This is a genomic window from Emticicia sp. C21, assembly GCF_003418935.1.
GTDB lineage: Bacteria > Bacteroidota > Bacteroidia > Cytophagales > Spirosomataceae > Emticicia.
The window spans coordinates 409,010-423,763 of sequence record NZ_QVMT01000004.1 but is presented as its reverse complement, the minus strand read 5'-3'; the positions used below and the strand labels follow the sequence as shown (position 1 = coordinate 423,763).

Below are 14,754 nucleotides of genomic sequence, written 5' to 3'. Positions count from 1 at the left end.
TTTTCTGGTTCCACTTTAGTGGCCGATATTTGGAAACTATCGTTGTCCTTATTCAAAAAGGTTCCCACCATATTGGTAACCTTTCCAGGTCTGTTTTTGGTGATTGGTACTTTAACATACGCTTAAAGTCGGTTATGCCTATGCCACCTATCTTGCGCTTGCAACGCTTTCTTTGACTGGGAGTTCTCTTCTCTTCCTCCATGGCGATCCTTGTTGTGTGAATTGTTATTTTCGACTGGGCATCTTTTAAATTTCCGACTTAAGCTTGTGTTTTCAAAACGTTTGAGGAGTTTTTTCGTAGAATCAAACTGTTGTGTCATTCTCAGCCCGGAAGGACTGGGACGATCTTCCACTGGAGTGGGGTTATTCCCAAAGATGAAAGTATCGGCCATGCCGGAGATAGTTCTGGCTGGTATGCAATCAATGATTATTACCTTGAGCAAAAATATACTATTATTATGCTGACAAACTTTGGCTGGGTTGATTTAGATGAGCTCTCGAAAAGGTTTGAAAGGATTTTGTTTGATGAGAATTGACTATAGAATTTTATTCTTATTTGTGAAAATAGACATAAATTTTGATCTTACACAAGTGGTAAATGATTTTTGACTAAATTAAAACTTTTTTAAAAATAATAAAAAATGGCAAAAATAATAATGAAAAGTTGACGATACGGGCTAGAAAAGGTGAATTTGACTAAATTACAAAAAAAATATGCTTGGAATGGGTCTTAAAGATTCTAAAGATAATGTTGATTCTCTTTTAGAAGGTAGAGAAATAATTTTGGAGATTGAGGACGACCTACTAGCAGAAAATTCCAAATTGAAATAGAGAAAATAGGAGTGAACACTGTTTTAGTAAAAGATAAAGTCGATAACCTTTAGAGATATAGATTGAGATGATAGTTGTATTTCAAATTTTAACTAAAAACAGTTTATTCTATGTACTATCCTGATGGCTCAAAATATATCTATAGCAGACAATCTGAAATAGACGATATAATTAATATAGGGTGGCTTTCTCATGAATTCGCATTTAATAAAGGTGAAGTAAATACCGATATTAAAAATAAGATTCTAGAAATAATATATTTAAAAAAGTGTAATGTGATGAGAGGAATATATAAGTGTGACTTTTGCAAGTCTGAAATTTCTGTGCCTCACCATAGCGGCAAAATATTATTAGGTCATGCTGAAATATGGATTCCATCAATCAGTAGTAATCTTATTTATGCCAGCCCGACTTTAATCTATCACTACATTGATAAGCACCATTATCTACCTCCTGCCAATTATATGGAAAGTCTCATGAGTTTTGATTTGAATAGCAAATAGAATCCTATAACTAAAAATCCTCTCAGAATAAATCTAAGAGGATAAAACAGTCGGGATGACAAGATTCGAACAGCAGCAACCGACCGTTGACGACCTCACGCCACAGACATGTGCTACATCCCAAAATTATACTACTCTTAAATAACTCTCAACCGTTCCTCCTCCAGATCCAATTGATACAATTGCTGGCGGATGATTTCTTCGTCTATCTTTGGGTCTTTGTTGAGTTCGGTCAGGTATTGGCGTTGGCTTTCGAGTAGTTCTACAAAAATAACTTTTGCTTTTTCATTCATCCAACTGTCATCGGTAGCTTTCGTTCTTTCTTCCCAGTGTTTCATAAACTTCTCCATGCCCGCATGGCCGTTCAATTCATTATCATACTTATTTTTAAGAACCTCATACACATGTTGTTTCAAGCCCTGTTTCATTTGTCTCCTGGTTTCTTCATCTGATTCTACTTTAAATACTGCACTTATAGAAGCCATACGTTTGATGAAATAAGGTAGTGTTAGTCCTTGTATTAAGAGTGTAAGCAGTATCACTACAAAAGTGATAAACAGAATCAGGTTCCTATGAGGGAAAGCCATGCCGCTGTCTAAAGTAACAGGTATGGCTAACGCAGCAGCCAACGATACCACGCCACGCATCCCTGTCCAACCGAGTAGGAGCGGGGTTAAAAGACTTGTTTTTCCTGTAAATACGCGTGATGCTACACTCGGACGGAAAATAAGTGTGGCTGCCATAGCGGCATAAGAACTGATGATACGAGCTACAATCAGGGTAACTGTTACTAATAAACTATAGCTAATAGCAGTACTTAAAGGAGTTCCTTCCGAACGTAGTCCAGCTACAATATCCGGGAGTCCAAGGCCAATAATAAGAAAGACAATGCCATTCAAAATGAAGATGAAACTTTCCCATACGCTGTATCCCATAATTCGGCTGGCGCTGTTTAAAAAGACTAATCTTTTAGCAGACATATATAACCCACCACTTACTACAGCCAGCACACCCGAAGCATGAAACTGTTCGGCTATCCAGTACATAAAATAAGGTTCAATCAATGTTAAAGCCACATCTGATGAAGCATCAGTAGGGAGTATTTTATGAGCCTGTACAAATAACCACGCCACTATTAAGCCAATCCCTGCTCCACCAATCACCATCCACATAAAGCTCATAGTAGCCCACTGCCACGCAAACTGACCTGTGCCGACTGCTATCATGGCAAAGCGGAATATGATCAGTGAAGACGCATCATTCAACAAACTTTCTCCTTCTAAAATGGTAGAGGTAGACCTTGGAATTTTTACAAATTTCGTAATAGCTCCCGTGCTTACGGCATCCGGAGGTGACACAATACCACCCAGGAGAAAACCCAGAGCAAGTGTAAAAGTTGGGATATAATGATTGGTAATTAAGGCTACTGATAAGGCCGTAAAGAACACCACCAGAAAAGCAAAACTGCCAATGATACGCCACCATTTTTTCATCTCTTTGAATGAAATAGACCAGGCGGCTTCAAACAGCAAAGGCGGTAAGAAAATGAAAAAGATAAGGTCGGGGTCGATTTTTACGACAGGCAAGCCTGGAATAAAACTCACCAATAACCCAGCCACTACTAATAATATAGGGTAAGCAATTCTTAGTTTGGTAGCCCACATTTCCAGTAGAACTACCGCGGCTACCATAGCCAGTAAAAAGGGTAAAGTGTTATGCATTAAAATAATAGGTTCTTTTTTCAAAAATGTGCTTACATCAGCACATCATTAACCGCTTGTATAGGTTTCGGAAGGTCGGTTTCTTCCAGCATTTGCAATAAATCAATTTCTATTGTACGGCATATCGAAAGCATAGGTACATCGGTTCCGAACCCCTCAAAAGGATTTTCAGAATAGTCGCCAATCAACTCCATTACTACGTATATCCAGCCCACTAAAGTTCCAAAGGGAATCATTAACCAGACACCTACTTCACCATGTTTCGCAAACTCGGCAACTGTACCTAAAGGCAATAGAAAAATAAACATGCAATTAAAGATAAAACTCAGATTAGCATACTGGCGTGGTAATGGAAACCTTTTAATACGCTCAGCTCTACCTTGATGGTCAAAAAAATCGCCCAACACTTTTTGCATATCCAACTGCTTACGCATGTGCAGGCATTCTTTCTCTTCAAGGTCGGCCAACAAATGTGATTGCAGACGAATGATTTGTGTAGCTTTATTGGCCGCAGATTCCCATTGTCCGGCATCAGCAAAATATTTTTCCTTCTGTTCTTCAGTCAGATAATCTTTAAACAGCCCCACACCACCCTGTTCTCTCCGCCGAAGGGCTAACCTCCTGAAAAGAGGATTCAAACTAATATGCTCCCAGGGCGTTGGAACCAGCAATTGCTCTCTCAGAATATAAAGCCATGCAATGTGGCGATAAATCAATTTGGTTTTAATCTGCCTGATTTCCTCATCTGGTAAGTCTTTGTTTTTAATAAACGCATCAACCATGGCACCCCAACTTCTGCTACTATTCACAATAGCACCCCATATTTTACGAGCCTCCCATATCCGGTCATAAGACTGATTATTCTTGAAGCCCACATAAAAAGCCACAGCCGTACCAATCAACGAAACAGGCAACCACGGAATGGAAATCCAATGCCAACCCGCGACTTTATACAACACTGAAATAATAAGCATATAAGTGCTCAACCACCAGATATGATGTCCGGCAAATTCGAATATGCCTTTAAGGGTAATGTTTTTTCTTACAAGCATGGCAGTGCTATAGGGTTTTGTGTGTTTTTAAAAGTTATCAGTACTAAAACTCCAGACGTTGTTTGTCTTTCAATAACTCAGCTTGCAGCGTGGTATAAGGCAATGCCTGTGGCGTAACTTTATTGTTGATGGCCAATACTGCAGCCGTTGCTGCTGATTGCCCAAGAATCATAAATACAGGTTCCATTCTGATAGAACCATAGGCAATATGTGAGCTTGATACACAAACAGATACCAATAAGTTAGTACATTCATTGGCTTTGGGTAGGATAGACCCATAGGCAATAGAATAAGGTTTATCAGGATGCACGCCAATATCTCCTTCATTCTGCACATAACCATCCTGCTTTACATAGCGTTGAATATTATGTGAGTCTAAAGAATAAGAACCCATACCTACCGAATTAGGTACTTTAGTTTTACCCAATGCATCAGCTTCTTTCATCACAAACTCCCCAACCATACGACGAGCCTCTCGGATATACAGTTGGTGCGGCCAGCCGCCATTGTCTTTGAATTCATCTTTAGGTAAGCCCCATTGTTGCATTTTTTCGTGCACATCGGCCGGGATACTCGGGTCATTCTGCAAGAAATACATCAGGCCCTTCTGGTATAGCTCATGGTCTTTGATGATTTGTTTCCTACGCTCATAACTGGCTTCCGGATAGTCGTAGTTTTTACCGATATAATCCGTACTGAAAGGCCCATGATTGTTAGTGTCGGTTTTACGATTTGGAATCGGATCGTATTTATCAAAAGTTTCTCTCCAACCGGAAGCAAATACGCGTGCCAATAATTCATAACGGGCGGGGTCATAACCTTGTGGTTTGGTAAATGGAATCCGGTTATCAGGGCTATTACTCAAACACATTCTGAAACAATATGCCTGTATTTTATTATCGCCCATACCATATTCTCCCGGAGGGGCAGCTGAAATTTCCGGCAACAAACCACTCTTTGGGTCATTTGGTATTTTATATGGACTTATCTTGCTTTTGAAATGATGCCCATGTTGAAAAACTTCTGTCTGTACCCCATTCCATTTTTCACCATACACACTATTGGCTTCACGTCCTACATGGTAAGATACACCAGCAGCGGCCATTAAATCGCCTTCATAGGTAGCGTCAATAAACATTTGTCCTTCATATATATTCCCACTCAACGTGCGGAACGAACGGATATTTGTGCCTTGCTTGTTAATCCCTTTTTTCGAGCGGTCAAGCCATTCGTTTCTATAAATCGTTAATTGATATTCTTTTACAAAATCTTCAAAAACCTGCTCGGCAGTATGGGGTTCAAAAATCCACATGGTGCGGTTAGTACCATCTATGGCGGGTGTACCTTGCCCTTTGTTACCAAATTCTTCTTTTTTCTGCCATTTCCATGTTTCCGGTTTCTGATAGTGGGTATATAAACGCTGATAAAACTCACGGGATAAACCACCAATTACTTCTTTATTACCTGTATCAGTAAAGCCCAGGCCTCCTGACGAAAGCCCACCTAAGTGTGTATCAGGCGATACCACAATGACAGATTTGCCCATTTTCTTCACCTGCACAGCTGCAGTAATTGCCGAAGATGTACCTCCGTAAATAATTACATCGGCTTTATAAGTTTTAGCAGTTGTTGTTTTAGAAGGAGTATAACCCGGAAAAATAATCATGACTCCGATGAGCCAGATAAAGAGTGAGATTTTTTTCATAGAGGTTGATTATAAATAGACGGATAGTGAATAAGGTGGTAATTTATTAAATAAATTGTGAAATTGAAAAAACAAGATTAATCATCTGACATAAAAAAAGCAGTTATACTTCTTGAAAGTATAACTGCTAATACACATTTTAATTCCAAAATAGGTGCTTATTTAACCGCTTTCAAACTCAAATCCAGGCTTTTAGCCGAATGAGTAAGATAGCCCAAAGACACATAATCAACCCCACATTCGGCATATTGTCTTACATTCGATGGGGAAATACCACCAGATGCTTCAATCGGATATCTGCCATCTACCATTTTTACGGCTTGTCTTATATCTGCATAACTGAAATTATCAACCATGATACGCACTACACCACCAATGTTCAGCACTTCTTGCAACTCACTTAAATTTCTCACTTCAATCTCGATATCCAGATTTCTGTTAGTGCTCTTCAGATAATTATGTGCCGCATCTAAGGCATTTTTGATACCTCCGGCATAGTCTACATGATTATCTTTAATCAGAATCATATCAAACAATCCGAAACGATGATTCACACCCCCGCCAATCTGGACTCCCCATTTTTCTAACATTCTGAAACCCGGTGTGGTTTTACGCGTATCTAACACTTTTGTTTTAGTGCCTTCCAATAACTTCACTACCTGATTGGTGGTGGTAGCAATGCCACTCATGCGTTGCATGCAATTCAATACCAGACGCTCGGCAGTAAGAATAGAGCGGTCTCTTCCTTCCACAAAAAAGGCTACATCTCCGAATTTAATGGGCGCACCGTCTTTAATTAAAACCTTCACTTTTAAATCCTTATCAACGGCTTTGAAAATCATCTTGGCCAACTCAATACCTGCCAGTATGCCGTTGTCTTTTACCAGAAGCCTTGCTTTACCCATCGCATCAGCCGGAATGGTTGATAAAGAAGTGTGGTCGCCATCACCTACGTCTTCTGCTAAGGCATTTTTAATAAATTTATTAAGCACTCTTTTGTCTATCTCCATAGTCTTAAGCCCCAAGGGCGTTTTTTATGATGTGTGCGATTCTCCGATAATTCTGAGTCCTTCTAAAGTCAGTTCACGATTTACCTCTACAAACTCACCGTGGAGTGTTGAAATAATAGACGAAAGCCCTCCTGTAGCAATGGCTATACAATCTCCATTGAGTTCTGCCCGTATTTTCTGAATCATATTTTTTACCAAACCTTCATAACCCCATAGAATACCTGCCTGAATGGAATGTACTGTATTCTTGCCTAATACAGAGGTTGGTATTTCCAATGGAACATCAGGTAATTGAGCTGTATTAGCAAACAAAGCTTTTACGGCTGTTCTTAAACCCGGTGCGATAGATACCCCTAAAACTTTCCCTTTGCCTGAGATTACCGTAAAAGTCAGGGCGGTACCAAAGTCAACTACTACGCAATTGCGTTTGTATTTGGTAAAGGCGGCTACGGCATTGGCCACTAAATCACTCCCGATTTCATTCGGATTATCAATCGAAATCTCAATAGATGGGAAAATATGGGCATTAACGATGATTGGCTCAATACCAAACATATTGTTAATCAATCGCTTAAAGATAGGAGTAAGGGGAGGAACCACGCTACTCAGAACAACTTTAGTAATGTCAGAAAATCGCAGACGGTTTTCTAAGAAATATTGCCGGAAACGATATTCAAAAAAGACGTAATTTTCGTCTTTCAGCGACTTTATCCTGAACTGATGAAGCAGCGTTTTGACTTCATAAATCCCGAAAGTTGCATCGGTATTACCGACATCTATAACTAATAAATTATTCAAGAGGTAAATGTTAAGTTTGGAAGCCAAAGTTTGCAAAATCTTATCAATCTCTCAAAATTTTTCATTAAGAATTAATAGGATTATAGCGGTTGTTCATTAATTCGCCACGGTGGATTCTTCCGAGTCTCACCAGCATGATAAATAATCAACAAATGATTATCCAGATCTTTTATTCGGGCTTCACGCCATAGCCACGGTTTATCCATAGGCAATTCTTCAATTACAAAGCCTTTACGTAGCAGTTCACTGATTTTATCGTCTACATCTTCCACCTCAAAATAAATCCAGACACCTGTATCAGCAGGGATAGTCTCGGCCTGGTGGATAGAGAAAGTACTATCTCCCTGCATGCATTCAAACCTTGCATAATGCACGTCTTTGACAATGAGCTTTAACCCAAGTTTTTCATAAAATTCAATCGATTGCTCAATATTGCTGACGGGGATGGTTATCTGATTTAAGTTCATAAGAGATTGTGTTGATTATTTATCAATTTTTTCGTTTCAGAAATACAAAGCCATTCTTTTCGTCAATAAATTCAAGATTCGGATGGTTTTTAAAGTCTTCGTATCTATCAAACCGTGTAACAAAAAATACAGGTTTATCTACCGGCCCATTCAGCAACCATTGACCAAATTCATCCTGTGTCATTTGAGCCGTTGAAGCAGGCGCACTATTCGGTTGTTTCTGAAAATAGAACAAATGGGCAAAGCTTTTAAAACCGATTACACCAACATACACATCCTGCCCACGCTTCGATTCATAAAAATCAATGGCTGCGCCTTGGGTATAGCGTTCAATTTTAGGAACAACCACCGCCCCGAATACAAAAAGACATAAGGCAGTTGCAAGTGTAATGCCACTTATAAACGTCCATTTTCTTTCAGTTGAATCTTTTTTTCTTAAAATTAAAACCAAAAGTATAATAAAATACGTAAGTCCTATTAAAAGCTCGAAGCCGCTCCAGTGGACAACTGCATTCAGGTTTTTTACGGCGAAAGGGTCTTTTATATAAGGGATAATCTTTGCTGTATTCATACCTGCCAGAGGTACTGCAACCAACAAAAGCGAGAATAGCGAGCCTATCAAAATCAGTCCGAATGTTAGCCACTTGCTCCACGTTTTTTTGCCGCTCAGCCAGTCATATAAAAAGCTGGCAGCCATGAATGAAAGTGGAAAATAGGCCATAGAAGAGTAATGGACGATTTTTGTAGTAACAATACTGAATAAAATCATGACCACCCAGAAAGTAATTTTCATCCATTTGCCAAAACCGTCCTGCCGGGAAGCCAGGGCTGGAATACCAAAAATTGACATCGGAAAGCAACCTAATAGTACCACTACAAAATGGTAGTAAAAAGGTTGTCCATGCCCAGCATCAGGCGTACTAAATAAGCGTATCTGATACTCGATAAACTCCTGAAAAAACCAGAAGCCATTGCGTATCAATTCGTTAGCAAACCATAGAGAAGCAACGGCGATACAAGCGATCGAAAAAAACAGGATTTGTTTAAATGTAAAAAGTTTAGTAAATTTGTTATAAAGTATCCAATACGAAATTGCTGTCAATCCCCATATCAGTCCGCCAACCGGACCTTTTGTAAGTATTGATAGGCCAATGAATATGCCGGATAGCCATATATATTTTGGCTTGGTTTGAGCCCTATAGGAGAAATAAATCCCCAGAAAGATAAACAGATTAAATGTCGGATCTATGATGCCGGATTTAAAATACAAATGGGGAGTAAAAGAACCTAAATAGATTAAAGCCCAGATTAATCCAAAGTTAGCATTCCGGATACTTTTGCCAATTAAAAAAAGAACCCAAAGAGTAATACAACCAATGAAGGCATTTGAGAAGCGTGCTGCGAACTCATTTATGCCCAATAACTGCATTGCTCCAGCCTGCATCCAGAAGAAGAGCGGAGGCTTTTCCCAGAAGGGCTTATAATCAATCTGAACTTTGCTGTAGTTTCCGGTGAGAATCATTTCTCTGGCGGATTCGGCGAAATTAATTTCGTCCCAGTCAAACAAATGAACATTTCCTAAGAAAGGAAAGAAGAAAACAACTCCAAGAGCTAAGACAATAAGTGGGTAATATTTTTGCTGAATTTGAATACGCATTCAAAAAGGATATTTTTTTGCCAAAGGTAAGCAAAAAGATAGTATTGCCTATTCATCTCAACCATCAAACAATGATGCTATGAAAGAAAAACACTTTAATTGTAAATGCTATAGGTATTATGTTATTGTCGCGGGAAATAGAGAACAATTTGTTAAGATTACGAGAAACGATTAATAAGCATTATCAGAACTCGGTTGATATTAATTATGAAAAATACCTTACCCAAACAGCTATTTTTAGTTTATTCAACCAGAATCAGGGGGCATTGACATTAATTTTTGATATAAAAAATTTTAAAATAGTAAATATTAGCAAAAATATTACTACCTTTACAGGCTATAACAGAAAAGAGTTAGGTGAAAACATAACTTTGAGTTTTGTATCACTATTAGCTCCTGAACATGCCTCTCTTCTTAATGTTTTTGCTACCTGGATACAAAAGGTACTTAAGAACATTCCGAAAAATTATGGAGTTGAACACTTTTTTAACTGTTGGGGAGTAAAATTCTATAATAAGTCAAAGGAAACAATGAAATGGCATATAAGTGCCTTGCCCCTGGAATTAGATGCAGAAGGTAAACCGTTGTTACTTTTTCTTTCTCTTCAGGACATTACCCATTTGATGAAAGGAGATGATTATTGGATAAGAGGGGTTTTAGGAAAAGAAGAAAAGAGGATTTTTTTCTATCATTCTGGGGAAAATAAAACTGTAGAGCAGGAGATTCTTTCTGAAAGAGAAAAAGAAGTTTTGAAATATATAATAAAAGGTCTGAACACAAAGCAAATTGCCGGCGTTTTAGACATTAGTCCAAATACAGTAGATAATCATCGTCGGAACATGCTCGCAAGAACCGGCACACGTGATACCACGGCCTTGATTCATTTATGTAAGCTAACAGGGATTATTTAAGATATTTCATTTCTAAAGATATTTTAATATTTAGTAAGTGTCTGGTAATAAGCGATTTGTATAATTTAAGAGACTCAGTAGTCATTATGACTATTGTTATATCCGCAAATTATATAGAAATCGCACACTTAACTAAAAAACTCACTTTTTTAGTCACAGCAAAAGTTGTTTTGGGTTCATCGGGGGACAGATTTTGCCCCCTTTGCCTTTTTTAGGGAGCCTACCAAACAAAAAAACGCAAACATAGTGCCTGCGTTTCTCCTTAGTAAAATCTTATTTCTTAATCTGAGTCTATTCTTACCATACGGTTAAATTATTAACCACCTTTCTGACATAAAAAAGACCATCTGAAGTTATAACAATTTAAAAATAACAACTAAAAATTGTAACCTTAAAACATCATTTTCTGTTTGAGTACGATTAAAAACCGAGAGATGTATTATGCGTAAATAAGAGATATTACAGGTTTTTAATTGTACGAGTTTAAATGATGGCTGCTTTTTTGGTTACTTTTTTGCAGCTCAAAAAAGTAACAACCCGAGACGATGAAAACAAAATAACATAAGGCATATCCTACTATTGCAACAATCGCTCGGTTCGAATCGCAATTAACCCCACAGTAAGAATTTATTTATATAAATCCGGAAAGTCTTTTGGCTTCGCCTCATGCATCATTTCATAAACTGCATCAAAAATCGTTTCTGCATTAGGTTTCGAGAAATAATCACCATCGGCCGCATAAGCCGGGCGGTGCGCCTGCGCTGCAATAGCTTTTGGCGCAGAATCTAACCAACGGTAGGCTTGTTGTCCATCAAGTACTTCCTGCATCATAAAGGCCGAAGCACCACCGGGTACATCTTCATCTGCAAAAATCACCCGATTGGTTTTCTTAATTGACTCAACAATGCTATGATTAATATCAAAAGGCAGTAGCGACTGCACATCAATTACTTCTATATGAATACCTACCTGCTCTAACTGAGTAGCAGCTTCCATCACAATTCTACACATAGAGCCATAAGTAACTACAGTTATATCATCTCCTTTTTTCAGAATCTCTGGTATGCCCAATGGCACACAAACTTCTGAAAGGTTTTTAGGCATTTTTTCTTTAATCCGATACCCATTCAGGCACTCAATAATCAATGCAGGGTCATCGCCTTTAAGAATAGTATTATAAAATCCTGCAGCCTGTACAAAATTGCGAGGTACCAATACATGGATTCCACGCAGTGAGCCTAACATAGCCGACATCGGTGAACCTGAGTGCCAGATTCCCTCTAGACGGTGTCCACGGGTACGAACAATCAAAGGCGCTAATTGACCGCCTACCGTTCTATAACGAAGCGAAGCTAAATCATCAGTCAGCGTAGCCAACGCGTAATAGATATAATCAAAATACTGAATCTCTACAATCGGGCGTAAACCACGCATGGCCGCGCCAATACCCTGTCCGATAATCGTAGTTTCACGAATACCAGCATCAGTTACGCGTAGTTCTCCATACTTTTCCTGTAATCCGGCAAAACCCTGGTTTACATCACCTATTTTGCCTACATCTTCACCCAAAGCAAATACTCTGGGGTCACGAGCCAATAATAGATTGAAGTAATTATTAATAATGTCATGTCCACTTAAATCTACACTACGCTCATCGTATTCAGGCGCAATACCCTTCACATACATGGGTGAGGTAGGATACTCACTGAGCAGATGCGTATTATAGCGTTCTTTATTTTCAGAAGCTGCTTGTCCAAGCCAGCTAATAATAGCCTTTTTTGCAGGAATTTCTTCCTGACGTATGATTACCAGTGCTTTTTTAATCAAGCTAATCAATTCTCTGCGAACAGGGTTTGGCGTATGCTCTAACTCCTCTCTTAATTTTGCTATGGCATCCGCATGCTTGCTTTCTGTTCCTGCTTTTTTCAGCAGTTGAGTAGCAATCTCTACATCAGGTTTGATTGACCCTCTATAGGCCGACCAGGCCGCATTGCGCGATTTTTGAGCAGTTTCTTTGGCTTTTGTTTCAACTTCTTTTATCTCTTCTTCTGTCGCATAACCATTTGATAAAATCCATTCTTTCAGATGCAGATTACAGTCATACTCATGCTCAAAATTCAACCGGTCTTTCGATTTATAGCGCTCGTGAGAGCCGGAAGTAGAGTGTCCTAATTGTTGTGTAACCTCTATTACATGCACCAGAACCGGCACATGCTGGTCGCGGGCATAAATTGCCGCCTGCTGATAAGTTTCTATCAGTTCCACATAATTCCAGGCACGGGCCACCAGAATTTCTATTCCATTAGAACCATCTTTTCTCTGGAATCCGGCCAACGCTTCCGAAATACTGCTTTTGGTAGTCTGGTATTCAATCGGCACCGAGATACCGTAGCCATCGTCCCAAACTGAGAAAATGACAGGTATCTGTAAAACGCCTGCTGCATTGATTGCTTCAAAAAACATCCCTTGCGAGGTAGAAGCATCGCCGATAGTGGCAAAACAAACCTCATTTCCGTTTCTTGAAAACTTGGTCAGATATTGTAAATCAGGATTTTGTCTGAATAGCTTGGAAGCATAGCCCAGCCCGATAGCACGGGGCATTTGTCCGGCCGTAGAAGACACATCACTAACAGTATTGTATAATTCAGTCTGGTTAAGCCACTCTCCGTTGTCGTCAATCCACCTGTTGCCATAGTGCGCATTCATCGAGCGGCCTGCAGAGAATGGGTCGTGATTAAGATCCGGGTGAGCGTATAATTGAGCGAAGAATTGTTGCCAGGTAAGGCCATCAACAGCAGCTAAAAATGTTTGATCGCGATAGTATCCTGAACGAAAATCACCTTTTCTGAAAACCTTTGACATGGCTATCTGAGCCAGTTCTTTGCCGTCGCCAAATACCCCGAAATTAGCACGCCCCATGAACACATCTTTCCGGCCTATAGTACTAACCTCGCGACTTTCGCAGGCAATTCGGTAATCATTTAAAACTTCTTCTTTAGTTAATAAAACATCTGTTGAGGTAATTAGGTCTGATGCTCCAGTCATGCTTTCAATTTTGAATGGTTAAAATAAGAAGGCCAATCCATACAAAAAATTGTAAATATACCTTACTCAACTAATAAAACTGAAATTAGTTGTCATACTAACTAATTATGATGTAAAGTTAAGCGAAAATATTTCTTTTTCAAAAAAAACCAAGCATGAAAGAGTTTTGTTAATGAGTTGTTAAATATTTGGTATATATATGGTATTTATTATTTATTTGCGTTAGAAATAAGCTTTACTAATAGAACAGAATTTATTTTAAACTTTAAATTATTTAAATCTAATGAAAAAATTAATTTCAACAATTGCGGTAGTTTTTGCATTTGTAGCAGCTGTACAAGCTCAAGGAGTATTAAAATTCAATAAAGAAGTACATGATTTCGGTAAAGTATCTGAAGGCCCACTAGCAACTTATAGCTTCGAAGTTACAAACACAGGTACTGCTCCGGTTGTTATCTCAAACGCTGCTGCTTCATGTGGTTGTACTACACCTGAGTGGTCTAAAGATCCAATCATGCCAGGTGCTAAAAGTACTATAAAAGTAGGTTATAATACATCAGGTCGTCCAGGTGCATTTACAAAAACCATTACTGTTACCAGCAACGCTGAAAACGCAACAGTAATCCTTACAATCAAAGGTGAAGTGACTGCTCCATCAGCGGCACCTTCTGCACCTGCTTCGTCGCCAAACGGTAAGAAAAAAGCATAATTCTAGAGAATATATTCTTTTAACAGGAAGCCATCTGCTCAACAGCAGGTGGCTTCTTTGTGTTTGAATCACACCAATCGATAAATTTTTAATTTCATTGCTGTATGAACTTGCCTAAGTGAAAAAAAATATCGAATATCGAATTGGGAACTGTTTTATGAAATACGTACAAAGGATATACATGTAAGCCGAACTTAATTCCGGCTATGAATGCAAAAAAATACCTTTGTTATCTTAGACGGCAACCGCGATGGCGGACCGTTTCTATTCGCTTTAATTCAACGAACATTGGTTTAACAAGTTTCCCTAACCCAATAAAACTAAATCATAAACTAAAAGCCTTGC

Annotated in this window: 12 protein-coding genes; 4 read left to right on the top strand and 8 right to left on the bottom strand. The window is 38.8% G+C overall.

Going from position 1 to position 14,754, the window contains the following annotated elements:
- The first annotated feature begins 311 nt into the window (after positions 1 to 311).
- Together D0T08_RS12305 and D0T08_RS27440 are read left to right on the top strand one after the other, a co-directional pair.
- Positions 312 to 536 (top strand): hypothetical protein, encoded by a 225-nt coding sequence (locus D0T08_RS12305; protein WP_116982940.1) that lies wholly within the window; start codon positions 312 to 314, stop codon positions 534 to 536.
- A 573-nt stretch (positions 537 to 1,109) separates the two neighbouring features.
- Positions 1,110 to 1,334 (top strand): hypothetical protein, encoded by a 225-nt coding sequence (locus tag D0T08_RS27440; RefSeq protein WP_147322767.1) that lies wholly within the window; start codon positions 1,110 to 1,112, stop codon positions 1,332 to 1,334.
- Between the two features lie 137 nt (positions 1,335 to 1,471).
- Here the strand turns inward: D0T08_RS27440 and D0T08_RS12295 are convergent, their stop codons facing one another.
- The 7 genes from D0T08_RS12295 to D0T08_RS12265 all read right to left on the bottom strand — a co-directional run bounded on the left by D0T08_RS12295 (position 1,472) and on the right by D0T08_RS12265 (position 9,744).
- Entirely contained in the window at positions 1,472 to 3,055 is a 1,584-nt protein-coding gene (locus tag D0T08_RS12295; RefSeq protein WP_116982938.1) for a Na+/H+ antiporter, read from the bottom strand.
- Between the two features lie 32 nt (positions 3,056 to 3,087).
- Positions 3,088 to 4,107: a bestrophin family protein gene (locus D0T08_RS12290; protein ID WP_116982937.1), complete on the bottom strand. Its 1,020-nt coding sequence runs from the start codon at positions 4,105 to 4,107 to the stop codon at positions 3,088 to 3,090.
- 43 nt (positions 4,108 to 4,150) lie between these two features.
- Positions 4,151 to 5,773 (bottom strand): FAD-dependent oxidoreductase, encoded by a 1,623-nt coding sequence (locus tag D0T08_RS12285; RefSeq protein ID WP_229238955.1) that lies wholly within the window; start codon positions 5,771 to 5,773, stop codon positions 4,151 to 4,153.
- A 197-nt stretch (positions 5,774 to 5,970) separates the two neighbouring features.
- Positions 5,971 to 6,822, bottom strand: a complete 852-nt coding sequence (nadC, locus tag D0T08_RS12280; RefSeq protein WP_116982935.1) for a carboxylating nicotinate-nucleotide diphosphorylase — start codon at positions 6,820 to 6,822, stop codon at positions 5,971 to 5,973.
- A 24-nt stretch (positions 6,823 to 6,846) separates the two neighbouring features.
- Entirely contained in the window at positions 6,847 to 7,620 is a 774-nt protein-coding gene (locus D0T08_RS12275; protein WP_199538149.1) for a type III pantothenate kinase, read from the bottom strand.
- Between the two features lie 80 nt (positions 7,621 to 7,700).
- The gene (locus D0T08_RS12270) at positions 7,701 to 8,087 is read right to left on the bottom strand and encodes a VOC family protein (protein ID WP_116982933.1); all 387 of its coding nucleotides are present in this window, start codon (positions 8,085 to 8,087) and stop codon (positions 7,701 to 7,703) included.
- Positions 8,088 to 8,109: 22 nt separating this feature from the next.
- Positions 8,110 to 9,744 (bottom strand): glycosyltransferase family 39 protein, encoded by a 1,635-nt coding sequence (locus tag D0T08_RS12265; protein ID WP_116982932.1) that lies wholly within the window; start codon positions 9,742 to 9,744, stop codon positions 8,110 to 8,112.
- Positions 9,745 to 10,010: 266 nt separating this feature from the next.
- Here D0T08_RS12265 and D0T08_RS12260 point away from each other — a divergent pair, with 266 nt between their 5' ends.
- Positions 10,011 to 10,655 (top strand): response regulator transcription factor, encoded by a 645-nt coding sequence (locus tag D0T08_RS12260; protein ID WP_158561255.1) that lies wholly within the window; start codon positions 10,011 to 10,013, stop codon positions 10,653 to 10,655.
- A gap of 627 nt (positions 10,656 to 11,282) precedes the next feature.
- On the opposite strand, the gene D0T08_RS12255 is transcribed toward D0T08_RS12260, so the two are convergent.
- Entirely contained in the window at positions 11,283 to 13,700 is a 2,418-nt protein-coding gene (locus D0T08_RS12255; protein WP_116982930.1) for a thiamine pyrophosphate-dependent enzyme, read from the bottom strand.
- A gap of 283 nt (positions 13,701 to 13,983) precedes the next feature.
- Between D0T08_RS12255 and D0T08_RS12250 the strand changes: the two genes are divergently transcribed.
- Positions 13,984 to 14,409, top strand: coding sequence for a DUF1573 domain-containing protein (locus D0T08_RS12250; RefSeq protein ID WP_116982929.1), 426 nt, complete (start codon positions 13,984 to 13,986; stop codon positions 14,407 to 14,409).
- Positions 14,410 to 14,754 lie beyond the last annotated feature (345 nt).

What these genes read in the sequence shown, in the direction of transcription:
- D0T08_RS27440 (WP_147322767.1), top strand. Translation starts at nt 1,110, where the DNA reads ATGAGAGGAATATATAAGTGTGACTTTTGCAAGTCTGAAATTTCTGTG.
- D0T08_RS12295 (WP_116982938.1), bottom strand. Translation starts at nt 3,055, where the DNA reads ATGCATAACACTTTACCCTTTTTACTGGCTATGGTAGCCGCGGTAGTT.
- D0T08_RS12290 (WP_116982937.1), bottom strand. Translation starts at nt 4,107, where the DNA reads ATGCTTGTAAGAAAAAACATTACCCTTAAAGGCATATTCGAATTTGCC.
- D0T08_RS12285 (WP_229238955.1), bottom strand. Translation starts at nt 5,773, where the DNA reads ATGATTATTTTTCCGGGTTATACTCCTTCTAAAACAACAACTGCTAAA.
- nadC (WP_116982935.1), bottom strand. Translation starts at nt 6,822, where the DNA reads ATGGAGATAGACAAAAGAGTGCTTAATAAATTTATTAAAAATGCCTTA.
- D0T08_RS12270 (WP_116982933.1), bottom strand. Translation starts at nt 8,087, where the DNA reads ATGAACTTAAATCAGATAACCATCCCCGTCAGCAATATTGAGCAATCG.
- D0T08_RS12265 (WP_116982932.1), bottom strand. Translation starts at nt 9,744, where the DNA reads ATGCGTATTCAAATTCAGCAAAAATATTACCCACTTATTGTCTTAGCT.
- D0T08_RS12255 (WP_116982930.1), bottom strand. Translation starts at nt 13,700, where the DNA reads ATGACTGGAGCATCAGACCTAATTACCTCAACAGATGTTTTATTAACT.
- D0T08_RS12250 (WP_116982929.1), top strand. Translation starts at nt 13,984, where the DNA reads ATGAAAAAATTAATTTCAACAATTGCGGTAGTTTTTGCATTTGTAGCA.